Consider the following 24431-nt stretch of genomic DNA (forward strand, 5'->3'; position numbering starts at 1 on the left):
TTTTCACCGTGAAAAAGCTTTATGGGCTTCCCACTATGGTGACTTTGCTCGCCGCTCTTATCGGCGTCATCGTCTACCGCTTCAGCATCTTCGACGGCAATAGCGCCTTTGTGTGGCGCGTTCCCCTGGACCTGAAGATTTATTGGCTCGCCGGCGGCGAGGTGGCCCAAGGCGCGGACCTCTACGATAACGCCTACATCGGCGACCTACCTTTTACCTATCCGCCCTTCTCCGGCACCCTTTTCACGTGGCTTTCTAAGCTTGGCGACGCCCCCTTGATCCTCCTCTGGCAAGGCGGCACCGCCCTCGCCTTGTTCACGGTCATCATGCTGGTCCTGCGCGAGCGCGGGCTCAAGCTCTCCCCGGCAATCTGGCTGCTGGGCATCTTGCTGCTGTGCTGCACCCCGGCGAATGAGCCGGTGCACGGCACCTTATTCTTTGGCCAGATCAACATCTTTTTGATGCTGCTGGTGGCCTTGGACATCCTCCCGCGCAAGCGCGCTTTGCCGGGCATCGGCATTGGTTTGGCTGCGGGTATGAAGCTCACCCCGGCCTATATGGGTCTGGTCTTGCTCTTCCAGAAGCGTTGGTGGCAAGCGATCATCGCCATCCTTACGTTCGCGGTAACCGTGGCCATTGGTTTCGTGACCATTCCGGATGCCGCCGACTTCTGGACCGACGCTATCTTTAAGTCCTCCCGCGTGGGCGAGCACACCAACCCTGGCGCGCAGTCGATTCGCTCGGTGATGGTCCGCGCCTGGGGCATTGATGGCGGCTGGATCTGGCTCGCTGCCGTGGTCGTGGTCTTCATTTTGACCTGCCTGGCGCTGCGCACCGCGATGAAGCACCGCAATAATTCCGCCGCACTCGCGCTTGCCGGAATCAGCTCCTGCTTGGTCTCCCCCTTCTCTTGGTACCACCACTGGGTGTGGACGGTGCCGCTGGCCGTCGTCGTGCTAGTTGCCGTCAACCAGGGTCTGGGCAAGCGTCTGCACGGTTTCCTCGGCGCGCAGTTCGCTGGCCTCGTGTCGGTGCTCGCTATGTGCGCGGTGACCATGCCGTTCATCTCCGCCCCCGTGTGGCTGTCTGCGGCTAGCCGTTCACTCAACCACTGGGATCTGCAGCCATGGGGAATGTTGGCCTTCACCGGCGCCGGTGTCCTCTTCATCGCCTTCTACGCGGTGTGGGGCTTTATCCCTGGCACCCAGCCGGAAGAGGAAGCGCCCGCCCCGGGCCGCCACCACCTGCCTGCGCAGCCCGCTGGCGCAAAGCCCGCTGGCGCGGAGGCCGGAGCACGCCCAGTGCGCTCGTTTAATACCGCAGCTACAAGCCGTGGGGGCCAGGGGCATTCACGGGCAGCGCAACCCGTCAGCGATGAAACGGCAGAAATGCCCGCGGTAGGGCCGGAAACGCGCGCGTTCCCGGCGGCCCAGGACATCACCGATATCCCCGATACCCCGGCCTACGGTCGCCACTCACGCCCTGAGGACTAGGCCCCCGGGCCAGCCTGCCCGCCGCTTTAGAGCGGGCGGAAGGTGTGCAGCTCGCGGCAGGTCTCCTCGACCACCTCGCGCCAGCTGCCGGTCTCTTTGAAAAGGCGGCGCTGCCGCTCATAGCCGGCGCCGCCATCGATAATGTCGTGGATGAGTTTGAGCTCGTTGACGCATCCCAGCTCGCGCGCGATGGGGGTAAGCTCGTCCACCATCTCTGCTAGCTCGTCTTTGACCCAGGCCTCATCGGTCTCGCGGGAGGTAATCACTAGCGCGTCCATGCCGTAGCGGGCACCGCGCCATTTATTTTCTGCTACGTGCCAGGGCTGCAGGATGGGGAGGGGCTCCGCGGCGTCGATAAGCCGGTCGTAATAGACCACCAAGCAGTGAGTAAGCGCCACGATGGCGGAGAGCTCGCGCAGGTTGGACGTCGCATCAGAGACGCGCACCTCCACCGTGCCCCACTTGGAAGCCGGCCGAATATCAAAGTGCATGGAACCGGTGTGATTGATGACGCCGGAAATGGCTTGGTCGCGCATATAGGACTGCCACTCGGCCCAATCCCGGAATTGGTACGGCATGCCTGCGGTGGGCAGCTGTTGGTACAGCATGGTGCGGTTGGAGGCATAGCCGGTATCAAGGCCCTCCCACCCAGGCGAGCACGCAGAAATGGCTAGCAGGTGGGGGTACTTGGTCATTAGCGCATTGATGATGGGCCATACGCGGTCCTCGTGGCTAACGCCTACGTGCACGTGCGTGCCCCATAGCAGCATCTGCTTGCCCCAGTACTGGGTGCGCGCGATGATTTCTTGATAGCTGGGCTTATCCGAAAGCGGGTTCTCGCGGAAGTCCGTAAACGGGTGGCCGCCAGAGGCCCAGACGTCTACGCCCAGCTTGTCGGCTGCTTCTTCCACTGCCTTCAGGGAAGTGTTCAGATCAGCGATGGCTTCCGGCACGGTATGGCAGACGCCGGTGACCAGCTCCACCGTGTTCTGGAGGAATTCCTTTTCCAGATGGATCTCGGGGTGGGCTGCAGTGGCGAGGTCAATGAGTTCCGCGCCGCGCGGGACAAGGTCGCGCGTCTCGCGGTCCACGAGCGCCACCTCCCATTCCACGCCGAGCGTTGGTTCGGGAGAGCGGGCGAATTGTTCTGCCGGGATCTTCACCCATTCAGCTTAACGGGTGACAGGTATTAAAGCGTGAATTTTATTTAACCTGTTCACACCGGCGGACGTGCGGGCGCGGAAGCGTTCAGATCACAAAAGTCCAAGGCGTTCGGCCGAAGAACTATGGTGCTTGCTCTTCGGCCGGATGGCCTTGGACTTTAAGTCAGGTGCGCGGCTTGCTTAGGCCTGCGGTACCGCCAGAGCGACGACGACGGCACCGCCATCGGTTGCTTCCTTAGGCAGGTTGCGGTTCATCGGGGCAACATCAGCCTGGTAGCGGGCGGCGACCTCCTTAGCCAGTGCTTCAGCGGAGGTATCGCCTTCTGGGAAGAAGACGGTGGTCTTTGGAACGGTGAGGACATCGCCAGGCAGGTTACCCACGTAGCCCACCTTGAAGCCGCCGCCCTTGAGGGAATCGGCTTCCTTCTTGGCCTTGTCTACCTCGCCGGAGTTATTGAGAACGCTGACCTTAATATCGTTGCGGTCGCGCGCAGCGGAGTGGGCGTTTTCTTCACCTGCGGCGGCATCTCCCTCGGCCGCGGCTCGCTCATCGGCAGCGCCGGAAGCGGCCGGGTCGCCTGCAGCATCGCCTTCACCTGGTGCGGGCGCCGGTGCGGGGGCAGGGGCGCTAGCACCTTCGGAAGCGCCAGGGGCACGGGAACCTGCGGCGTCGGGGCCGGCAGATCCTTCGGGCGCGGCACCGATGGTGGAACCGGTGGAGTTTTCCTGCTTGCTCTCGGAGGCAACGGTGGAATCATCGTCTCCCGAGGTCATGGAGTACAAAGCCCAGAGTCCGAGCATGACGGCCACGGCGATGAGGACCATAGCCAGGCCACGCAGCGGCAGCCCGCCCTTCTTAGCGTGCGCGCCACCACCAGCGGGGCGCTTAGCTGCGCGGGAAGCAGACGCACCGGCAGCGGAGCCGGCGCGGGTTTCGTCGGATACCTTGTCGGTTGAATTTTCCGGATTCACATTAGTCACATACGCAACACTAGTACCCAGTATTAACTAGATGGGGGATTTCCCCGCGCGGCGCGCCGCGTGTCTTCTCGCTCCTCGCGCAGGCGCCGCAGCCGTGCAACCAGGAGGGGATGGGATTGGGCGGCTGCGGGGGCGTCGAGAAGCAGGTTAAGGCGCTGATGGTAGCGCACCGGGGAAATGTCCAGCTGCGCGCGGATAGCCTCTTCCTTGCGGCCGATGCTGCGCGGCGCGGTTTCCTCGAAGTCCAAAATGGCGGCGTCTAGGTCAGACAAGGGGTTCATGCCTAAACTGTAAGACATGACTATTCGCCCCATCGTTATCCACGGCGAGACCGTGCTTCACGAACCCACCCAACCGGTGGAAGAATCCGAGATTTCCACCCCGGAAATGCAGCAGCTCATTGCAGACATGTATGAAACCATGGACGCCGCCAATGGCGTAGGTTTGGCCGCTAACCAGGTAGGAATTGGCAAGCGCCTCTTTGTCTACCACTGCCCCGATACGGACGGCCCCAATGGCACCGAGCTGCCGTCCGAGGAGGCGGGCATGCGCAAGGGCTGCGTTATCAACCCCGTGCTGGAGACCTCCGAGATTCCAGAGACCATGCCTGCCGACGACGGCTCCGATGACGAGGGCTGCCTCTCCGTGCCGGGCGAGGGCTTTCCCACCGGCCGCGCCGACTGGGCGCGCGTGACCGGCAAGGACGAGAACGGTAATGACATTTCCGTCGAGGGCTATGGCTTTTTCGCCCGCTGCCTGCAGCACGAGACCGGCCACCTCGATGGCTTCCTCTACACCGATACCCTCATCGGCCGCTATAAGCGCCAGGCCAAAAAAGCCATCAAGCGCAATGGTTGGACTGAGCCGGGCTATTCCTGGGTACCGGGTGAGGACGCCGATCCCTTCGGCCACGACGACTAATGTCACGCATTTTCCGCTCCGATGCCGTCCAGGTAGGCGAGCGCGTGGTGGCCCGGCGCGACTTCGGCGGCGTCCATAGCGATGTCATTGGGCACGTGCTCAGCCTCAATCCGCTGGTCATTCGCCCGCAGGAGGTCGGCGGCTACCCTTCCGACTTAGATGCGGTGGAGATCCCGCCAGAGCAGCTGAAGATCATTAAGCGTCTCTCCCCGCGCATGGTCCGCAATTCCGATATCCGCGCAGTGGAGGTTGCCGCGGCCGCGGCCTTCCCCGGCACGGACCACGCCTGGACCAGCGACGGTTCCTGGCTGTTGCGCGCGAGTGACGGGGTTTCCGGCCACTCCAACTCGGCCGTGCCCGTGGGGCCTTCGGCCGGTTTTACGCCAGTTCCACTGGAGGAGATTAAGGCCTTCTACGCCCGCCACGACCTTCCGGTGCGCCTGCTAGTCCCGGAGCGCATTGGCAAGCCGGCCGAACGCCTGCTCGCCGACCCCGCCTGGGAGGCCGAACCAGAGAGCCTCGCTATGGTCCTGCGGGATCTGCCCGCGCTTGCCGACGCCGCCTCTCCCTCCCCCACCTTCCACATCGCCGCCCAGCCCGATGACGAGTGGCTGGCGATGTATCAATCACGCACCGATGCCCTTCCTGCCGAGGCGTTGCAGAGTCTTGACGCCCACGTCGAGGGAACGCTCGGCTTTGGCCGCCTAGTCCTCGATGGCGAGACCGTCGCCATTGCCCGCGGCACCCTGAGCGAATCCGGCGATGGCACCACGTGGCTGGGTCTTTCTTCCATCGAAGTGGCCAAAGACTTCCGCCGCCGCGGGTACGGCACGCTCGCACTCCAGCACCTGCTGCACTGGGGCCACGACAACGGCGCCGAGCACGCCTACCTCACCGTGCCGGCCTCGAATATCGCCGGCGTGCGACTGGCGGAGAAGCTCGGTTTCATCGAGCAACACCGCCGCATCTACGCCTGCTTGCGGGACTGAGCCCCGCGCTGCGCTCTATCGGGACTGCCCGCCGATTCCTTGTGGGCTGGATAGTGAGCCTTATGGGACTGCCCGCTGACTCCTTGTGGGCTGGGTAGTGAGCTTGACTCACTACCCAGGTAACCTATGTGGCATGCGCATCGCCACGTGGAATATTAACTCCGTTCGTACCCGCACACAGCGGGCACTGGACCTTATCTCCAAGCACGACATCGATGTTTTGTGCCTGCAGGAAACTAAGGTGAAAGACGATAAGTTTCCACGCGAGGCCTTCGAGGACGCGGGCCTACATGTCACCTGCCACGGGCTCAATCAGTGGAACGGCGTGGCCATTGTGTCCAAGGAAGAGCCCGAGGAGGTCTTGGTCGGCTTTCCGGGCCAGCCGGGCTTTGCCAAGGATCCGGAAAAGCCGCAGGACCGTGAGGCCCGAGCACTCGGGGCTCACGTCCGTGGCGTAGAAATCTGGTCTCTCTACGTGCCCAACGGCCGCGAGATCACGGATCGCCATTATGACTACAAACTGGACTTTCTCTATCACTTGGCGCGCTATGCGGAAAATCATGCGCAGTCCAAACTGCTTATGACCGGTGATTTCAATATTGCCCCGCGCGATGAAGACGTGTGGGATATTGAGGCATTCCGCGGCAAGACGCATGTCACCGAGCCAGAGCGCGCCGCATTCCAGATGCTGGAAGAAGCAGGCCTCGAGGAGGTTACCCGCCGGTTCACGGAGGACCAGCGCTATACCTACTTCGATTACAAAGGCATGCGCTTCCAAAAGAACGAGGGCATGCGCATCGACTTCCAGTTGGCTTCAGCCCCGCTTGCCCAGCACGTGACCGGCGCACAGGTAGACATGGTCGAGCGCGCCGGCGATAAAACCTCCGATCACTGTCCGCTTCTCGCAGATTACGATCTGCCCGATTTCGATTCCGTTCGTTAAATGTCCTGGTCGCTTGATCTCAGTTTCTGGCAGCTCGTATTCCTGATCCTTGATTACGGCATCAAGATTATTGCCGTTGGTTTCGTGCCTGAGGGCCGTCGGCCTTCCAGTTCCACCGCGTGGCTGCTGGCTATTCTGGTGCTGCCGTTTATCGGCCTGCCGCTGTTTTTGCTCATGGGCTCGCCGTATATCAACCGGCGTCGCCACCGCATCCAGCAAGAAGCCAATGAGAAGATTGAAAACGTCACAGCCCGCACCCCGGATCATCCGCAGGGCCTTCTTTCGGCGGAAGTAGAGTCGGTTATTCGGCTCAACCGCGAGCTGACTGGGTTCCCAGCATTGGTGGGGCACAATCTTGGCCTGCACGCGGATTATGACGAGTCCATTCGCGCCATTGCCGCCGCTATTGACCGCGCCGAGAAGTACGTATCCATCGAGATCTACATCCAGTCCTGGGATGAGACCACAGACGTCTTCTTTGAGTCGCTGCGCAGGGCTACCGCCCGCGGCGTGAAGGTGCGCTTGCTCTTGGATCAGATCGGCAGCTTCAAATACAAGGGGTATTTCAAGCTGGGCAAGCAGCTAACGGAGATAGGCGTCGACTGGCACCTCATGTTGCCCATCCAGCTGCACAAGGGCCGCTTCCGCCGCCCGGACCTGCGTAATCACCGCAAGCTGGTGATCATTGATGGCAAGGTGGGCTTTATCGGATCGCTGAATATGATTAAGCGCCAGTACAAGACCAAGGACCGCTACTGGATTGACTACATGGTGGAGCTTTCCGGTCCGATTGTGACCTCCATGTCCGCGGTCTTCGCCGTGGATTGGTACCTGGAGGCGGACGAGAACCTGCCGCTGGATGAGCTGCCATATGACGACGCCCAGACGGCCGACGCCAACCACCTCCAGATAATCCCTTCCGGCCCTGGTTACACCACTGAGCCAAACCTGCGCATGTTCAACTCCTTGGTACACCACGCCAAAGACCGGCTAGTGCTGTGCTCGCCCTACTTCGTCCCGGATGAATCCCTGCTGGAGGCCGTAACCACCGCTTGCTATCGCGGCGTGGACGTGGAACTTTATGTATCGGCAAAGGCGGACCAGTTTATGGTCAACCACGCCCAATCCTCCTACTACCAAGCGCTGCTGGAGGCGGGCGTGCGCATCTACCAATTCCCCTACCCCTTTGTACTGCACTCCAAGTTCATCATCACCGACCCAGATGATCCGGGCCGCGATCCGTTGTGCATGTTCGGCTCCTCCAATATGGATCCTCGCTCGTTCGGCCTAAATTATGAATCCACCATGCTGGTGGCCAAGGGCGACCTTATTGACCAGTTCAACCAGCTCGTATCCAACTACCGGGCCGTATGCCATCAGCTCACTCTGGAAGAGTGGAATGAGCGCGGCTTCATCCGCCGCTACGTGGATAATGTCATGCGCCTAACTTCCGCGCTGCAGTAGAGACAACACGCCCCATCACTGCTTCAGTGGAGACAGTCTAGAAACAAGTAACCGCCCCGGTGGGCAGCCAATGAGCTGCCGTCCGAGGCGGTGCTGTGCGTTACAGGCGCTTAGGCGTCGCGCTTTTGCAGCACGATGACACCGAGGACCCACAGGATAAGGGCCCAGGCAATAAATACCAGGCAGAATCCCCAGTTTTCCTTCCACGGAGCATCAACCGGTTCCATTTCCAGCAACCACGACTGGAAAGACTTAAACGGCATGAAGTTAACCAGCTTGCTGCCGACCTTGGGGATGGTGGCCACGAGATTATCCACGCCGAGGAAGAGGATGAGGCCGATCGCCACGGCACCTGCCGTCGAGCGCAGCAGCAGTCCCAGGCCTTGCGAGAAGAGGACGAGCAGCGCGGCAGCCAGCGGGTACTTCCACAGCTGCTTTTGACCTATCTCGTCATCCCAAGGGTGGAATTGCGCGGCTACCTCATCGTGGGCAAAAAGCTCGGTAAGCAGGTAAGCGCCCGCCACGGCGATAAAGGTCAGCGCGGCCGCGATAACCGCGTACATGAGCAGCTTGACCAAGGCCACCGACCAACGGCGCGGAGTAGCCATAAACGTGATGGTCTGCGTGCCATAGCGGTACTCGGTGGTGACGATCATGATGGCTTGGATCATGAGCACGGGCAGGCCGAGGAACAATAGGAAGGACACCGCGCCGTCTGAGGTGATAATCCCCATACCCATCGCTGCCTCTTCAGGGGTTTCTGCCGGCTTAGTCAAACGAGCGTTGAGGATGGCCCAACCCCAGGCAAAGAAGAGGAAGATGAAGGTGGTCCACCAGAAGGAGCGGGTGGTGTGCAGCTTGGTCCATTCGGACTTCAAGGTATTCAGCATGGCGAATTAAACCTCCTGCTGGGTGGGTCGAGCGAACGGAGTGACGGCGCCAGCGCCAGCCGCTGGCGCGGGGGCGCCGGTGGAGCCGTGGTACTGGACGGCGTCGCCAGTAAGCTCCATAAAGGCATCCTCCAAGGAGGCGCGCTTGAGGCTGAGCTCATTAAGCGGCACCCCGGTGGAGTAGGCCAGCTGGCCCACGAAGTCCGTGGTCTGGTTGGAAATCACCAGGCGGGGGCGGCCTTCCTCGTCGGTGGACTCGGTAAAGGCGATTCCCTCTGCGCGCAGTGCGGAGCTAAAGGCATCGAGATGGTCGGAGCGCACCAGCACGGAGGACTGCGAGTGGTCCTTCACAAAGTCATAGGTGGGCTGGTCCGCCACTAGGCGGCCCTTACCAATGACCACGAGGTGATCGGCGGTCTGAGACATCTCCGAGAGCAGGTGGGAGGAAATCAAAATGGTGCGGCCTTCATCGGCTAGGGCGCGCACGAGCTGGCGGACCCAGCGAATTCCCTCCGGGTCAAGGCCGTTGACCGGCTCATCCAGGATGAGGATGCCCGGGTCACCGAGCAGCGCGCCGGCTAGGCCCAGGCGCTGGCCCATGCCGAGGGAGAAGCCGCCGACCTTCTTACCGGCGACGTCGGAAAGCCCTACCAGCCCCAAGACCTCGTCAACGCGGGAAGTAGAAATGCCGTTGGACTGCGCAATCCATTTCAGGTGGTTGGCGGCGCTGCGGTTGCGGTGCACCGCTTTGGCATCGAGCAAGGCGCCTACCTCACGCAGGGGATCCTTCAGCTCGTGGTAGTGCTTGCCGTTGATGCGCGCCCTGCCGGCCGTGGGCGTATCCAAGCCCAAGATCATGCGCATGGTGGTGGATTTGCCCGCGCCATTGGGGCCCAGGAACCCGGTGACCATACCGGGTTTTACCTGAAAGGTGAGATCATCAACGGCGCGGACAGACTTATATTGTTTAGTCAGTCCTTCTACTTCGATCATGGCACTAGCGTGCCATAAATCCGGCAACTTTACCTGTTCAATGTCTCCACACTCTCCCGCAGGGTGGGAAAGGCGTGACGGAAGGCGGCCAAAAGGGGGAGGCTTTCTACCTCCTCAAAAGGCACCCAGCGCAGCTCATAGGACTCTTCATTAGCTGTAGTAGGAAGCGGTGCGCCGGTGCGCGTGCGTGCTAGGACGGTGGTGTAGGTCCACTCCCCCGGCAGATCCCCCGCCGCGGGATAGGGCCCGGCCGTTACTCGCGCGTCGAGCACCTCTACGTCCTGGGGTGCAATCGCGCATTCTTCATGGGTTTCACGCAGAGCGGCCTGGGTGGGCGTCTCCGTAAAATCGCGGGCACCACCCGGAATCCCCCAGGTATCGCCGTGATTGGTCCACGCGGCGCGGTGCTGGAGGAGCACCTTGCGCCCGGCGACGAGGAACAGGCCGGCGGCACCAAATTTTCCCCAGACGCGAATGCCGCCGGGGCCTGCCGCCCAGCCGTCTCCACTGTGAGGGTTATGCATGCTGCCTATCCTAGCCACACACGCGGGTATATGGTGGCGCCCAGCACACTGCGGACGCTATTCTAAGTGAATGACCGAGCAGGCAGTCCGGGCAGAAAGCGTGCACGATGAGCACGCTCACCCGAGCGATCACTGGCTCGATGAGGTTACCGCGCCCACCGGCCCGGCCTTCAGCGGGCTCAGTAGCCGCGCCATGGAATGGTTCGCGGGCCCGGCGCGCCTGCTGCGCCGCTTCTACTACTTCGCCTCCACCACCCCAGGCAAGCTTTTTACGGTCACGCTCATTCTCACCGTGGCCCTAGGCGCCGCGGGCTTATCGATGTCCCAGTCTTCCGCCGCCCGCCACTCCGACTTGGACGAGCTACTGAGCACCACCGAGCCGATGTCGAACGCGGCGCACCACCTTTATAGTTCGCTCTCGGTGGCCGATACCGTGGCCACCACCGGCTTCGTGCAGGCGGGCGTGGAATCGGAGCGCAACCGCGATAGCTATAACGAGGCCATTGATGCGGCTTCCGTGGCAGCCACCGAATCCGTGCTGGGTACCACCAAAGAAGATGGCCGCGTGCGCGAGTTGGTGACCTTTATCCAACGCGAGCTGCCCGTCTATACCGCAATGGTGGAAAAGGCCCGCGCCAATCACCGGGCGGGCAATGCGGTGGCCAATTCCTATATGTCCAATGCCTCGGCGCTGATGCGCGAGCGTATCCTGCCGGCTGCCTCCGAACTGTTCCAGCTGACCACCGCCAAGGTGAATCAGCAGCAGCAAAAGCTCACTTCCCCGCAATGGGTGCCGCTCTCCGGCCTCTTGGCGGCGCTCTTCTTCCTAGCCGTGGCCCAATGGTGGCTGTGGCGCCAGACCCGCCGGCGTTTTAACCGCGGCTTTTTAACGGCCAGCGTCCTACTTTTCTTGGCCATCTCCTGGGTGGCGCTATCAAACCTCGCCACCTGGTCCACTGGCCACCAGGGCTTTGAGACGGCCTCGCGCCCGTGGGATTCGCTCACGGCCTCGCGAATTGAAGCGCAGCAGGCGCGCACCTCCGAGACCCTGGCGCTGGTGCTGCGCTCCTCCGAGAAGGATACGATGGTGCGTTTTTCCAGCTCCATCAACTCCATCGAAGCGGCCCTGGAGGATTATGAGGAAGCGCTCAATGATGAGGACGTGGAAGTCACCGACCCAGAACTCATCCATAGTGCCCGGGCGGCCGCCGAGCAGTGGCGTGGCACTCACGACAAGCTCATGGGTGCGCTTAAGGAGGGCGACTATGACGAGGCCATCTACCAGGCCACGGCCACCGAGCCCAAGGACGGCGAGATGACCGCGGCGCGTTCCTATGATGAGCTCGACGCGGAGCTTTCGGATCTCATCGGCCAGGCGCGCATCGCCATGCGCAGCTACTTGGAGCGCGGCCTGACCGCCATGACTGCGGTGTCCTCGGCCGTGTTCCTGCTGACCTTGTGCGCCATTATTGCCGTGTGGCTGGGCATCCGTCCCCGACTACAGGAGTACCTCTAATGCGCCGCACACGCCTTACCCTCGCCACGCTTGCCTGCGTCTGCGCCGCGCTTCCACTGAGCTCCTGCGACGTTCGCACCGCCCCTCCGCTGGAGGCACCCGCCGAGCACGCCCTCGATTCCCGGCCAGGCCCGCCGCTGCCGGAAGGAGCGGAAATTGAAAAGGCCGGATCTACCGCAGCTCACCGCGCCTCTGATGAGGAAATCAAGGGCAGCTACCGTCCGGATGATAAGAAGGCAAAGGAGCGGGTGCCGGACATCGCCAAGCGCGGACGCCTCATCGTGGGCGTGGATCGTTCCAATAACTTGATGAGCTACCGCGATGCCGCCTCCGGCGACGTGCGCGGCTTCGAGGTGGATATCGCCCGCGAGATTGCCCGCGATATCTTTGGTGATCCTAATAAGGTGGACTTCCGCTTCGTGGAATCCTCCGACCGCGTCGATGCCCTCAATACCGGCGCGGTGGACATGATTGTGCGCACCATGACCATTAGCCCTGAGCGCGAGCGCGACGTGGCCTTTTCCATTCCCTATATGAGAACCCAAACCCGCATGCTGGTGCTCACCAATTCCGGCATTAGGTCCGTGAAAGACGCCGCCGGTAAGACCCTATGCGGCGTAGGCGCGTCCACCGCGCTGGATACCATCCGCGAGCACGCCCCCAAGTCCGATCTCTTGGTTACCCGTTCCTGGGGCGATTGCCTGATGGCCCTGCAGCTTAACCAGGCCGACGGCATCGTCGTCGATGATGCCTTGCTCTCCGGCATGGCCGCCCAAGACTCCTATACCTCCATCGTGGGCGAGCCGCTAGAGACCGAGAACTACGGCGTGGCCGTGCGCCGCCCCAGCAAGCAACATGACACCCGCCCGCTGCTGCGCCAAGTAAATTCCACGCTCGAGCGCATCCGCCGCGACGGCACGTGGTCCACAATCTTTGAGGAGTGGCTCGGCGCCTACTTGGAAGAGCCCACCCTGCCTGCCGGCAAGTACATCGAGGAGGACGCTAAGCCATGAGCCATAACCCGAATTTTAGCGACGACGAGCTCGAGTACATCGAACCGGAGAACCTCGATACCCAGCGCGCCTTCCGCCAGCCCACCGATGCCTCCAATTCCGCGCAGGAGCCGGATGCGCTGGACAATGGCCCCGCCACCGCCGCCGTTCCTTTCAACCCCTTTGCGGACGAAGAGGAAGAGGGCACTGCGGCCGTGGCCTTTGACCCCTTCGCCGATGAGGAGTCCGGGGAAGAAACCGGCACCGCTGCTGTGGCTTTCGATCCGTTCGCGGACGACGATGAAGATGGCGATGGTTCCATCGACCCAGACCACATCTCCAGCCTTCTGGCGGATCTGGATAATATCCGCGCCCAACGCGAACAGCAGCGCGCCCAGAAGGCCCAAGAGGATTCCTCGCAACGCTCGCGCCGCCGCGCACTCGATACCTTCCGTGAGCGCCGCGGCACCCACCGCACCGAGCGCCGCGTGGCCGATGGCATGGTGCGGCTGCCCTTTATCACCCCGTCCGAACCCACCGATGCCCTGATCGATCCGGCCGAGAAAACATCCGGCAAAAAGATCCCGCCGCCGCAGCTGCAGCCCGGCGACGTGGTGGCCGGCCAGTACGAAATCCTGGGCGTTATCGCCCATGGCGGCATGGGATGGATTTACCTGGCCAATGACCACTTTGTCTCGGGAAGAGTGGTGGTTCTCAAAGGTATGCAGGCCCAAAAATCGGCCGATGAAACCGCCGCTGCGGTGGCCGAACGCGAGTTTCTCGCGGATATTACCCACCCCGGTATCGTCAAGATTTTCAACTTTATCGATGACGAGCGAGTACCCGGTGGCTTTATTGTCATGGAGTACGTTGGCGGGCCGTCGCTAAGAAACAGGCGCAAAAAGCAACCCGATAAGCTCCTGCCGGTTGATATCGCCATCGCCTATATCCTAGAAATCCTGCCTGCGCTGGAATACCTGCATTCGCGCGGGGTGGTCTACAACGACCTTAAGCCCGATAACATCATCGTCACCGAGGACCAGGTCAAGCTCATTGATTTGGGAGCGGTTTCCGGAATCGGCGCCTTTGGCTATATTTACGGCACCAAGGGTTACCAGGCCCCAGAGGTAGCCACCGAAGGGCCCTCCATCGCCAGCGATATCTACACCATCGGCCGTACCCTGGCTGCGCTCTGCCTCAAGCTGCCTACTGAGGACGGCGTCTATCTGCCGGGCATTCCTACCCCCACCGAGGAGCCGGAACTGCGCCGCTTCCTCTCGCTGTACCGCCTGTTACAGCGCGCCACCGACCCGGACCCAAAACGCCGCTTTACCTCCATCAAAGAGCTGCGCACCCAGCTCTACGGCGTTCTGCGCGAGGTCATTGCCATCCGCGACGGCCTCCAATATCCGTCCCAGCACTCGCTCTTTTCGCCGCAACGTACCACTTTTGGCACCAAACACCTGGTCTTTCGCACCGACCAGCTTATCGACGGCATCGATCGCACCGTCCAAATCACCGCCCCCGAGGTCGTCTCCGCCCTGCCTACGCCACTGCTGGACCGCGATGACGTGGGCGCCGGCCTGTTGCAGGGCGCTTCCTATGCGGAGCCACAGGAGGCCCTGGAGACCCTCCGCCAGGCCATGCAGACCCCCGAGTACGAGCACTCGGCCGAAATCCCGCTAGGCGTGGTGCGCTCCATGATTGACCTTGGCTATACCGGCCAGGCCCGCCAGTGGCTTAGCTCCATCGAAGACCGCCTTGGCCAAGACTGGCGCTTCCAGTGGTACGCCGGAATTACCGAGCTGCTTCACGACGACTACCGCGACGCCCAAAGATACTTCTCTACCGTCCTCGACCTCCTGCCGGGCGAGGCGGCCCCCAAGCTCGCCATCGCCGCCATCAACGAGCTCATCCTGCAACAGCTCGATTACAGCGATACCTCTCTCATTGACCCCACCGTGGCCCGTGCTTGCTCCAATATGCACTCCACCCTGGCTGATCTCCCCAACTCCGCCTTTGAGGGCCAACCCGAAATTTGGAACCACGTCACCCAGGATCCGGCCGCGCTGCGCTTTAACTCCATGCGCCTCTACGGCATTGTGTGGTCCACCAACCCCACCACCGTCTCCTCCGCCTTTGGCCTCGCCCGCCAGCTGCGCTCCGAGGGCCAGGTGGAGGTAGCCGTCGTGGTCCTCGACAAGGTTCCCAATGCGTCGCGCCACTACCGCATGGCCCGCTTGACGACGATCCTCCAGCTCATCGTCCAGGACCTTTCCGAATCCCGCATTCGCCGCGCTGCCCGACGCCTCGAAGAGGTGCCCACCAACGAGCCGCGCTTCCTGCAGATCAAGATCGCCGTCATTTCCGCTGGCCTGAATTTCCTGCGCAATGCCGATCTATCGCGCGCTGCCTCCCCCAACGACCTCTTCGAATACGCCTTTACCCAGCGTGGTCTGCGCACAGGTCTCTCCGAGACACTCCGCGCCCTCGCGCGCCAAGCCCCGTTTAGCCGCCACCGCTACGCGCTCGTTGACCTAGCCAACCAGGTCCGCCCCGTCACTACCTTCTAATCGCTACACAGGCTCGTACAGCCGCCCCACTAATAGAGCTCCAGGTCCTCCGATAAGGCTGTCAATTCAGCTACGGCACGGCGCTGACGGGCATCTCTTTCATTCTTGTATTTCTGCAGATCCGCAAGACTCACACGCCGATGGGAACCTACTTTGTAGCCGGGAAGGCTCCCTTCATCAATGAGCTTTACAACGTGTGGCCGCGAAACATTTAGAAAGTCTGCTGCCTGTTGCGTGGTGAACTCGGATTCTTCTGGCACTACGCGGACCGATTTCCCTGCCGCTTCGATGGCGAGAACTTTCTGCAGGGTTTCAGCGATCTCTCGCGGAATTGCGATTATTTGCTCGGTTCCTTGCACGAATATATCCACTGGTGCCGGTGAATCTTTTGCCTCCAACACAGAATTGAGCCTTAATAAAGCCTCTTCCGCTTGGCTGGTATCCCGAGTTGCCCCGCCATTTTGCAAGTCCTTCATACCCCCACCTTACAAAACAAACGCAATAAACGAAACGGTTGCTGTACTAGGTTCAGAGATAAAAACGAGACGCGCGGTCCCTTATGGATCGCACGCCTCTCGTTCACATTCCAGCTTCTAACTGGCCGTGAGAGTCTTTACTTGTAGAGGCCAGCCTCACGCGCCATTGCGGCGATTTCGGCGGACTTCTGAGCGATAGCCAGCTCCTCGTTGGTCGGAACGACAAAGACCTTGACCGGGGAATCCTCAGTGGAGATCATGCGTGGCTGGTCGGAACGGACCAGGTTGCGCTCCTTATCAAAGTGGATGCCGTACATATCCAGGTTGTACAGGGAGTCCTGGCGAACCTCGGTATCGTTTTCGCCTACACCGGCAGTGAAGGTGATGGCGTCAACGCGGCCGAGGGAAATCATATAAGAACCGATGAAGCGGCGCAGCTGGTGGATGTAGATGTTATAGGCCAGCCAGGCGTCCTGGTCCTCGTTGTCGATGCGCTCGCGCAGCGTACGGAAGTCGTTAACGCCAGAGATGCCCTTGACACCGGACTGCTTGTTGAGCAGGTTGTCAATCTCATCCACGCTCATGCCCGCCTGGCGGACGAGGTGGAAAATGATGCCCGGATCGATGTCACCGGAACGAGTACCCATAGCCAGACCGGCCAGCGGGGTCAGGCCCATCGAGGTATCGATGGCGCGACCATTGCGAATGGCTGCAGCAGAAGCACCGTTGCCCAGGTGAAGAGTGATCTGGTGGGTGTGCATCGGATCGCGGCCCAGGAGGGCCGGCACCTGCTGGGAGACGAACTCGTGAGAGGTGCCGTGGAAGCCGTAACGGCGGATATCGTACTTAGATGCCACCTCGTTGTTGATGGCATACAGCGCAGCTGCCGGCGGCAGGGTATTAAAGAAGGCGGTATCGAATACGGCAACGTGCGGGATATCCGGCAGCATCTTGCGAGCCACGCGGATGCCGTCCAGGTTGGCCGGGTTGTGCAGCGGAGCCAGCGGGATGAGGTCTTCAATCATGGACTCAATCTGGTCCACGATGAGCTGTGGCTCGGAGAAGAGGCGGCCGCCGTGAACAACACGGTGACCAACAGCGATAACATCCACGTCGGTCGGGCCAACGTTGTGCTCGCTCATGATGGCAAAAGCGCGCTCAAGGCCGAAGGAGTGAGTAGGGATTTCCAGCTCTTCCTTGTACTTCTCGCCACCAGTCTTGACGGTGACGGCGCCGAGGGGCTCGCCAACCTGCTCGACCAGGCCAGAGACCAGCGGGATATCCGTGGCGCTGGACTCGGGATCGACCAGCTGGAATTTAACGGAGGAAGAACCTGAGTTAAGGACCAGAACGTATGACATTTATTTCTCTCCAGCCTGAATAGCGGTGATTGCAACGGTGTTGATGATGTCCGGAACGGTCGCGCCACGCGACAAGTCATTAACCGGCTTGTTCAGGCCCTGCAAGATAGGGCCTACAGCGAGCGCGCCGCCGGTGCGCTGTGCCGTCTTGTAGCCAATATTGCCGGCCTCAAGATCCGGGAAGACGAAGACGTTTGCCTGACCGGCAACCTCAGAATTCGGCATCTTCTTAGCCGCAACGCCTGGATCGCAGGCGGCGTCGAACTGCAGCGGACCATCCACCTTGACGGAGGAATCCAGCTTCTTGGCGGCCTCCACGGCGGCCACTGCACGGTCAACGTCCGGGCCGGAGCCGGAGGTGCCGGAGGAGTAGGACAGCATGGCCACACGCGGGTCGATGCCGAACTGGGAGGCGGTCTGTGCGGAGACGATGGCAATCTCGCCCAGCTGCTCGGCGGTGGGGTTCGGGTTGACGGCGCAGTCGCCGAAGGCCCACAGTCGGCCGCGCATAACCATCAGGAAGATGGAAGAGACCACGGAGGCATTCGGCTTGGTCTTGATGATCTGGAAGGAAGGCTTAATGGTGTGCGCGGTGGTGTGAGCAGCGCCGGAGACCATGCCATCGGCCAAGCCCTTGTGCACCATCATGGTGGCGAAGTAGGAGATGTCCTGCATCGTCTCGCGAGCCTGCTCGAGGGTAACGCCCTTCTTCTTGCGCAGCTCAGCAAAATCAGCGGCGAATTCCTCTGCCAGTGGGGACTCGAGGTGATTGATGATATCGGCGCCAGCCAAGTCGAGCTTGAGCTCAGCGGCGCGGGCCTTGATATCGGCCTCGTTGCCCAGGATGGTCAGCTTGGCAACCTTATCGCGCAGCACCACGTGGGCAGCCTCGAGGATGCGGTCATCGTCGCCCTCTGGCAGGACGATGTGGGAACCGGCGGCGCGGGCCTGGTCGATGAGCTGCTTCTGGAAGAGGTCTGCGGACATGACCGGGGAGACGTCGCCAAGCGCGGCAAGTGCGCCCGGGACCGCTTCCAGGTCGGTGAAGATGCCGGCTACGGTGGCACCCAGAGATTCCGCATTGTGTTGCGCAAGCTCGCCGGTGCGCTGCGGTGCACCGGAAATGATGGCCAGCGGCAGGCCGAGGGCAGCAGCTACCTCAGCATCGAAGGCGATATCGCCGGTACCCTGCGCCACGATGTTCTCGGCGGCAGGCGCGTTAGCGAGGACGGCGCTGACGGTAGCATCGAAGTCTTCGAGGCGGATGAACTCCGCGCCCAGTTCTTGTGCCAGGGCCGGCACGTCGAGGCCATCGAAGCCCCGGCCAATAGCGCTAATAACTGCGGAATGGGATGCAGACATGCAAATTACCTTTCATTCACGGTCACTTGAACACAATTAACGCGCGTCATAACTTCATGTCATACGTCACAGTTATTAACACGCGGTGACTATTCCACTGTACGCGATTTACCCCCTCCTATGCCCTATCGTGACCTCCCTAAACTGGGGTTAGTAATGCTGTGGTTTTTATCGCATAGTGACCGCGTAGAATATGCAGCAAAACGAAAGAAAGGACACCCTAAGCACATGACTACCCCAGTGCGCGTCGCCGTGGTCGGCTCCGGCCCGGCAGGCATTTACGCCTCTGACCTTCTAGTGAAATCCGACCTCGATGTGCAGATCGATCTTTTTGAAAAGATGCCGACGCCGTTCGGTTTGATCCGCTACGGTGTGGCACCGGATCACCCGCGTATCAAGGGCATCGTGCAGTCCCTGCACAACGTTATGGAGAAGGAAGAGATCCGCTTCCTGGGCAACATCGAGGTGGGCAAGGACATCACCGTCGAGGAGATGCGCGAGTATTATGACGCCATCATCTTCGCCACCGGTGCTACCGCCGATAAGCGCATGGGTATCCCGGGCGAGGACCTCAAGGGCAACCATGGCGCCGGCGAATTCGTGGGCTTTTATGACGGCAACCCCAACTTCGAGCGCGATTGGGATCTCTCGGCAGAATCCGTTGCCGTCGTCGGCGTGGGCAATGTTTCCCTCGACGTCTCCCGCATCTTGGCCAAGACCGCAGATGAGCTGCTCGTGACGGAGATCCCGGATAACGTTTATGAGGCACTGAAGAAGAACCGCGCCAAGGAGGTCCACGTCTTCGGCCGCCGCGGCCCGGCGCAGGCTAAGTACACGCCAAAGGAGCTTAAGGAGCTGGACGAGTCCCCGACCATCGAGGTCATCGTCAACCCTGAGGACATCGAGTATGACGCCGCCTCTGAGGAGGCCCGCCGCGCCGCCAAGTCCACCGACCTGGTGTGCCAGACCCTCGAGTCTTACGCCATGCGCGAGCCAGGCGATGCCCCGCACAAGCTCTACATCCACTTCTTCGAGTCCCCGGTAGAGGTATTGGGCGAGGACGGCCACGTCACCGCCATCAAGACCGAGCGCACCGAGCTCAATGGCGATGGCTCCGTCCACGGCACCGGCAAGTTCACCGAGTGGCCGGTGCAGGCCGTCTACCGCGCGGTGGGCTACCACCCGCAGTCCGTCGACGGCGTACCTTTCGACGAGACCCAGGCCACCATGCCTAACGACGGCGGCCACGTGCTGGCCAATGTCGACGGCGAAAAGCTCCCCGGCCTCTACACCACCGGCTGGATTAAGCGCGGTCCGGTGGGCCTGATTGGCAATACCAAGTCCGATGCCAAGGACACCACCACCATGCTCATCGCCGATTACAAGGCAGGCGACCTGGAGCCGGCCACCAAGCGCGATCCGCAGGATATCCTGGACTTCCTGGCTTCCCGCGATATCGCCGTGACCACCTGGGAGGGCTGGCACCGCCTGGATGCCGCCGAGCGCGCCGCTGGCGAGCCGCACGGCCGCGAGCGCATCAAGATCGTCGAGTGGGACGAGATGGTCAAGCACGCCGGCCCGCAGGCCTAATCCGTGCCGCATATCATTTCCGCCGCGCCCCTGGGGCAGCTGGCGGCCTTGGACGTCCACCAGCTCTACAAGCTGAGGGTGGACATCTTTGTGCACGAGCAGCGCTGCCCGTACGCCGAGATTGACGCCACCGACGCCGATCCCCAGACCGTGCACCTGCTGGCCTGGGACGCGGACACCCACGAGCTGCTTGGCACGGCCCGCGTCTTTCCGGCCGCGCCTACTGACGCCGCGCTTGCCGACGCCGCCGGCGCCCAAATCGGCCGCTTCGCGCTCGCACCCGCCGCGCGCGGCACGGGCCTCGGCCGCGAACTCTTCCAGGCGGCCGTCGACCTAGGCGAGCGCATGCACCCAGGCCAGCCGCTCTACCTGGAGGCGCAGGCCGGCCTCGTGGACTATTACGCCGGCTTTGGCTTTACTCCGGTAGGCGAGCTATTCGACGACGAGGGAGTCCCTCACCAGCCGATGCTGCGCCCCGCTTCCTAGTCGGCGTCATCCACGCCGGAGGCAAGCTTCGGGTCGAGCTCCACGCCGCCCTCGTACTCCACGACCTCGATATCGGGGACGTTATCCGCCTCCGGCTCGATGCCGCGCGCACCACCCTGGGCCAAAAGGCCCGGCGTGGAGGTCACCTCAATCTTGTGCGCCGCTAGTGCTGCGCGGTCGCGCGCCTCTTCCGCGCTTTCCGCGGTGGCAGACACCAAGCCCATGCGACGGCCCTTGTAGGCCCCGGGCTTGCCAAAGAGCTTCACGTCCGTCTCTGCGTAATTGAGGGCCGCGGCGATGCCGGTATAGGCCACCTCATTTAGCTCCTCATCCGCATGGATGACCACGCTGGCACCCGGGGTGACCAGGGTGGCGTCGATGGGGTAGCCCAAAATCGCGCGCGCATGCAGGTCAAAGGCGGAAAAACGCTGGGTATAGCAGGTCAGCATCGCCGTATCCGAGGGCCGCGGGGACACGGAAGAAAAGTACACGTCATCGCCGGCAACGAAGAGCTCCACGCAGTACACGCCGCGCCCGCCCAACTCATTAGAGATGCGGGCGGCCACCGAGCGCGCGTTTTCCAACGCGATCTCGCTCATGCCGGTAGGCTGCCACTCCTCCACAAGGTCGCCGCGCTCATGGCGGTGACCGATAGGCTCGCTAAACCACGTGGCCAACTTGCCCGTGGCCGGATCGATGGAGCGGATGGCCAGCAGGGTGACCTCGAGGTCGAAGTCTACGAAGCGCTCGGCCACCACGCGCTGCGAATCCGAGGACACGCGCCGCACGGTCTCCCAAGCGGTGCGCACATCCTCTTCATCGCGGGCAATCATGTGGCCCTTGCCGGAGGTGGACACGTCCGGCTTAATAATGCACGGAAAGCCCAGCTCCCCCACCGCTTCTTCCAGCTCCTCCACGGAGCTAGCAAAGCGATACGCAGAAACCGGCAGCCCGATATTCTCCGCCACCTCGCGCACGCACTGGCGGTCCTGCGTCATGGCGCAGGCGCGAGCCGAGGGGACCACGATGGCATCGCTATGCGCTTCCATCTCCTCCAGCGCTTCTACCGCAACGGTTTCTACCTCCGGAACCACAAAGTGCGGCCGAATCTCCTGCGCTAGCTGCAGGATGCGGCCGGTGTCCTTAATATCGGCGACGTAGCTAAACTGCGCCACCTGGTGCGCCGGCGCGCCCGCATACGAGTCCACAGCGTGGACCTCCAAGCCCAGGTTCTGGAAGGACATGGCCAGCTGCTTGCCCAGCTCGCCCGAGCCCAGCAGCAATACCTTGGTGGCATTGCTGGTCAGCGGCGTGCCAATATGACCGGCGATCTCGCCTGGATTATCCATGAAAATGCTCCTTCTAAGCCGCAGGCAGCGGCGTTTACTGCCTTAAATTATTTCATATTTAGGTCCCAACCCCACCACCTACATGCCAGGTGATCCGGATAAGCAAAAGCGCCCTGTGGGCAATTCCACAGGGCGCCATAGAAGCTTCAGCCTAGGCTGCAGGTGCCTCAGCCGGAGCCTCGGCTGGGGCTTCGGCCGGAGCCTCCCCTGCCGGCTGCTCGGCGGGCTGCTCTGGCTCGCCTACCGGCTCCGCCACGGTAATGATGTTGTCCTCATAACCCAGCGCGCCACCAACGAACTGGCCGCCACAGGTAATGAGAACCAGGCGGTTCTCGCCTTCCTTATCGTTAACCACATCCGGGAATCCGGAACCCTTAGGCAGGCGGTACGGCGCCTCGGTCACGCGGAAGGTGCGCTCCTGGCCGTCGATGACCACGGTAAATTCCTGGTCCTTCTTCAGCTTCGTGAACTTCTCCGCATAACCAGTGCCCTGGCCCTGGTAGTTAATGTGGCCGGTAATCACACTCGAGCCCACATTGCCCGGCTCACCCGGCACTGCGGAGGCGGAGTACCAGCCCACGCGGGTGACGTCGTGTGGCGGAAGCAGCACGCCCTGGTCCGTAACCTGTACGGGGTCCACGGCCGCATATTCGCCATCGATGCCTACGGACATGCCCTCAAAGCCCTTGAACTCACCAGGCGCGGCATCATACTCGTGCTCCTGCTGGCCCGAATCATCCACGAAAGCATCGGACTTCGGCCCGGATTCCTCCGGCGCGCTCTCGCTGGCCACCGTCTCCGGCGCCGAACCCGCCTCATCCTCATCATCGCGCGCCAGGTACAGCACTACCTGCAGCAAGACCAACGCCACCGCAATGATGGCCGCGATAATAGCGATCAGCTTGCCACGGCCCATGCCCCGCTTGCCGACGCCCCCTTCTTCCCCACTCGCCGGATACTGCGACATTCCATTGTCTTCCGGCTGCTGTGGTTGCGCATGCTTTCCCATAGCTAGCTTCCTCTACTTCCTCGATTTGTCTACCTTGTGCAGGTTATATGCAAATCCCCTCCAGCGTGTGCAGTCACACCCTGGAGGGGATTTTTGGTGTTTAAGTCTCAACCCCGGTGGGACGACCCGCGGGCCGCCTCACCGATGCTTATGGACTACTTGATGTAATCCTGCATACCCGGCTCAAGCTCGGTTGCGCCGGACGGTACGGACTTAATCTCAACGCGCTCGGCGTTGGATGGCAGTGCGTTGCCAGTCTCTTCAGGCTGCTGACCCTGAACCTCGACGCTGCGGCCGTGTCCATTGTCAGAGTTGCCGCCCTGAGAAGCATCCTGACCCTTGTCCTCGTGACCATTGCCGCCATTGTGGCCGTCGGTGTGCTTACCGTTGCCACCATCGTGGTTACCGGTGTTGTCACCGTGGCCACCGTTGTGGCTGCCGTGGTCATTGTGGTCGTGGTGATCCTTGATGATCTTGCCCAGGCCGATACCCGGAATCAGGATGAGCCACCACGGAGTCTTGCCCTTGGAGGAACCATGGGAAGAACCGTTAGAGGAACCATCCGAAGAACCGCCTGGGGTGTCCTTCGGGACAGTCTGGTTCTTGTCGTTGATGTCCTTGTGCTCAGCAATGTGGTTCGGCTTCTCCGGAGTGGTATCCGGAGTGTCCTCACCCTTGTCATTGACCTCAGTAGAGGTGAGCTCCTCGAAAGCAACCGCAGCCTCAACCGGCTCGGTCACATCATCGTTAACGGTGATGGTCACTGGCTCCATGCCCTTGGACTTCTCCGGAGTGAAGGTAGCTTCACCGGTACCCAAAACAGACTTGCCGTCCTCTTTGGAAATCAGCTCAGCCTTCAAGGTGTATTCCTTACCCGGAACTAGGCCGCCATACGTCACCTTATCGATGACCTTGGCACCAGCAACAACCTCATGGGAACCCTTAGCAAAGTCAGCATTCGTGGTAACCCACGGCTCACCTGGCTTGTGTTCCTCAGTCGTTGGCTCGCCCGGCTCGGAAGGCTCAGTGGTTTCCTTGCCCGGCTCACCCGGCTTGGTCGGCTCAGTGGTCTCCTTGCCCGGCTCGGAAGGCTCAGTAGTCTCCTTGCCCGGCTCGGAAGGCTCAGTAGTCTCGTCGCCCGGCTCACCCGGCTTGGTCGGCTCAGTGGTCTCCTTGCCCGGCTCGGAAGGCTCAGTAGTCTCCTTGCCCGGCTCGGAAGGCTCAGTAGTCTCGTCGCCCGGCTCACCCGGCTTGGTCGGCTCAGTGGTCTCCTTGCCCGGCTCGGAAGGCTCAGTGGTCTCCTTGCCCGGCTCGGAAGGCTCAGTGGTCTCGTCGCCCGGCTCACCCGGCTTGGTC

22 protein-coding genes are annotated in these 24431 nt (G+C 61.7%); 10 read left to right on the forward strand and 12 right to left on the reverse strand.

The genetic code is table 11. The annotated features are described in order from the left end of the window. Positions 1–8 precede the first annotated feature (8 nt). Positions 9–1493, forward strand: coding sequence for a glycosyltransferase 87 family protein (locus tag MHY22_RS04725; RefSeq protein ID WP_239278266.1), 1485 nt, complete (start codon positions 9–11; stop codon positions 1491–1493). A 26-nt stretch (positions 1494–1519) separates the two neighbouring features. On the opposite strand, the gene MHY22_RS04730 is transcribed toward MHY22_RS04725, so the two are convergent. From MHY22_RS04730 to MHY22_RS04740, 3 genes are all read right to left on the reverse strand, one after another. After that, the gene (locus tag MHY22_RS04730; protein ID WP_239278267.1) at positions 1520–2656 is read right to left on the reverse strand and encodes a glutamate--cysteine ligase; all 1137 of its coding nucleotides are present in this window, start codon (positions 2654–2656) and stop codon (positions 1520–1522) included. Between the two features lie 180 nt (positions 2657–2836). Next, complete coding sequence (locus MHY22_RS04735) at positions 2837–3637, reverse strand: LytR C-terminal domain-containing protein (RefSeq protein WP_239278269.1); 801 nt, start codon at positions 3635–3637, stop codon at positions 2837–2839. Positions 3638–3660: 23 nt separating this feature from the next. Beyond that, on the reverse strand, positions 3661–3936 hold the full coding sequence (locus MHY22_RS04740; protein ID WP_239278271.1) for a DUF3263 domain-containing protein: 276 nt from the start codon (positions 3934–3936) through the stop codon (positions 3661–3663). On the opposite strand from MHY22_RS04740, the gene MHY22_RS04745 reads away from it, so the two are divergent. The 4 genes from MHY22_RS04745 to cls all read left to right on the forward strand — a co-directional run bounded on the left by MHY22_RS04745 (position 3935) and on the right by cls (position 7954). Next, the gene (locus tag MHY22_RS04745; RefSeq protein WP_239278272.1) at positions 3935–4558 is read left to right on the forward strand and encodes a peptide deformylase; all 624 of its coding nucleotides are present in this window, start codon (positions 3935–3937) and stop codon (positions 4556–4558) included. The genes MHY22_RS04740 and MHY22_RS04745 overlap by 2 nt on opposite strands. Beyond that, a complete protein-coding gene (locus tag MHY22_RS04750; RefSeq protein WP_239278273.1) occupies positions 4558–5547 on the forward strand; it encodes a GNAT family N-acetyltransferase in 990 nt (329 codons plus the stop codon). Before MHY22_RS04745 ends, MHY22_RS04750 begins: the two co-directional genes overlap by 1 nt. A gap of 133 nt (positions 5548–5680) precedes the next feature. Then, on the forward strand, positions 5681–6490 hold the full coding sequence (locus MHY22_RS04755) for an exodeoxyribonuclease III (RefSeq protein ID WP_239278274.1): 810 nt from the start codon (positions 5681–5683) through the stop codon (positions 6488–6490). Next, complete coding sequence (gene cls / locus MHY22_RS04760) at positions 6491–7954, forward strand: cardiolipin synthase (protein WP_239278275.1); 1464 nt, start codon at positions 6491–6493, stop codon at positions 7952–7954. A 110-nt stretch (positions 7955–8064) separates the two neighbouring features. Here the strand turns inward: cls and MHY22_RS04765 are convergent, their stop codons facing one another. Genes MHY22_RS04765 through MHY22_RS04775 form a run of 3 tightly spaced genes read right to left on the reverse strand, consistent with a single transcriptional unit; the run spans position 8065 to position 10361 of the window. Further along, a complete protein-coding gene (locus tag MHY22_RS04765) occupies positions 8065–8844 on the reverse strand; it encodes an ABC transporter permease subunit (protein ID WP_239278276.1) in 780 nt (259 codons plus the stop codon). 6 nt (positions 8845–8850) lie between these two features. Beyond that, a complete protein-coding gene (locus MHY22_RS04770) occupies positions 8851–9837 on the reverse strand; it encodes an ABC transporter ATP-binding protein (RefSeq protein WP_239278277.1) in 987 nt (328 codons plus the stop codon). A gap of 29 nt (positions 9838–9866) precedes the next feature. Continuing rightward, complete coding sequence (locus tag MHY22_RS04775; protein WP_239278278.1) at positions 9867–10361, reverse strand: NUDIX domain-containing protein; 495 nt, start codon at positions 10359–10361, stop codon at positions 9867–9869. 70 nt (positions 10362–10431) lie between these two features. Between MHY22_RS04775 and MHY22_RS04780 the strand changes: the two genes are divergently transcribed. From MHY22_RS04780 to MHY22_RS04790, 3 genes are read left to right on the forward strand one after another with little or no spacing between them, the layout of a single operon-like run. Beyond that, on the forward strand, positions 10432–11877 hold the full coding sequence (locus MHY22_RS04780) for a hypothetical protein (RefSeq protein ID WP_239278279.1): 1446 nt from the start codon (positions 10432–10434) through the stop codon (positions 11875–11877). Continuing rightward, positions 11877–12890: a glutamate ABC transporter substrate-binding protein gene (locus MHY22_RS04785; RefSeq protein WP_239278281.1), complete on the forward strand. Its 1014-nt coding sequence runs from the start codon at positions 11877–11879 to the stop codon at positions 12888–12890. The genes MHY22_RS04780 and MHY22_RS04785 overlap by 1 nt, the downstream gene beginning before the upstream one ends. After that, positions 12887–15442, forward strand: coding sequence for a serine/threonine protein kinase (locus tag MHY22_RS04790; RefSeq protein ID WP_239278282.1), 2556 nt, complete (start codon positions 12887–12889; stop codon positions 15440–15442). Before MHY22_RS04785 ends, MHY22_RS04790 begins: the two co-directional genes overlap by 4 nt. A gap of 29 nt (positions 15443–15471) precedes the next feature. On the opposite strand, the gene MHY22_RS04795 is transcribed toward MHY22_RS04790, so the two are convergent. From MHY22_RS04795 to pta, 3 genes are all read right to left on the reverse strand, one after another. After that, positions 15472–15918: a helix-turn-helix domain-containing protein gene (locus MHY22_RS04795; RefSeq protein WP_239278284.1), complete on the reverse strand. Its 447-nt coding sequence runs from the start codon at positions 15916–15918 to the stop codon at positions 15472–15474. 137 nt (positions 15919–16055) lie between these two features. Continuing rightward, entirely contained in the window at positions 16056–17279 is a 1224-nt protein-coding gene (locus tag MHY22_RS04800; protein ID WP_239278286.1) for an acetate kinase, read from the reverse strand. Beyond that, a complete protein-coding gene (gene pta, locus MHY22_RS04805) occupies positions 17280–18641 on the reverse strand; it encodes a phosphate acetyltransferase (protein WP_239278288.1) in 1362 nt (453 codons plus the stop codon). It abuts the gene before it with no gap. Positions 18642–18869: 228 nt separating this feature from the next. On the opposite strand from pta, the gene MHY22_RS04810 reads away from it, so the two are divergent. Beyond that, on the forward strand, positions 18870–20231 hold the full coding sequence (locus MHY22_RS04810) for an FAD-dependent oxidoreductase (protein WP_239278289.1): 1362 nt from the start codon (positions 18870–18872) through the stop codon (positions 20229–20231). 3 nt (positions 20232–20234) lie between these two features. Further along, a complete protein-coding gene (locus MHY22_RS04815; RefSeq protein WP_239278290.1) occupies positions 20235–20717 on the forward strand; it encodes a GNAT family N-acetyltransferase in 483 nt (160 codons plus the stop codon). On the opposite strand, the gene purT is transcribed toward MHY22_RS04815, so the two are convergent. The 3 genes from purT to MHY22_RS04830 form a co-directional block, all read right to left on the reverse strand. Next, positions 20714–22066 (reverse strand): formate-dependent phosphoribosylglycinamide formyltransferase, encoded by a 1353-nt coding sequence (gene purT, locus MHY22_RS04820; protein WP_239278291.1) that lies wholly within the window; start codon positions 22064–22066, stop codon positions 20714–20716. The genes MHY22_RS04815 and purT overlap by 4 nt on opposite strands. A gap of 151 nt (positions 22067–22217) precedes the next feature. Continuing rightward, positions 22218–23075 (reverse strand): class F sortase, encoded by an 858-nt coding sequence (locus MHY22_RS04825; protein ID WP_239278292.1) that lies wholly within the window; start codon positions 23073–23075, stop codon positions 22218–22220. 155 nt (positions 23076–23230) lie between these two features. Next, on the reverse strand, positions 23231–24431 hold a 1201-nt coding region (locus tag MHY22_RS04830), incomplete at its 5' end, for a VaFE repeat-containing surface-anchored protein (RefSeq protein ID WP_239278293.1).

Source organism: Corynebacterium sp. ACRPO, assembly GCF_022347205.1.
Classification (GTDB): domain Bacteria; phylum Actinomycetota; class Actinomycetes; order Mycobacteriales; family Mycobacteriaceae; genus Corynebacterium.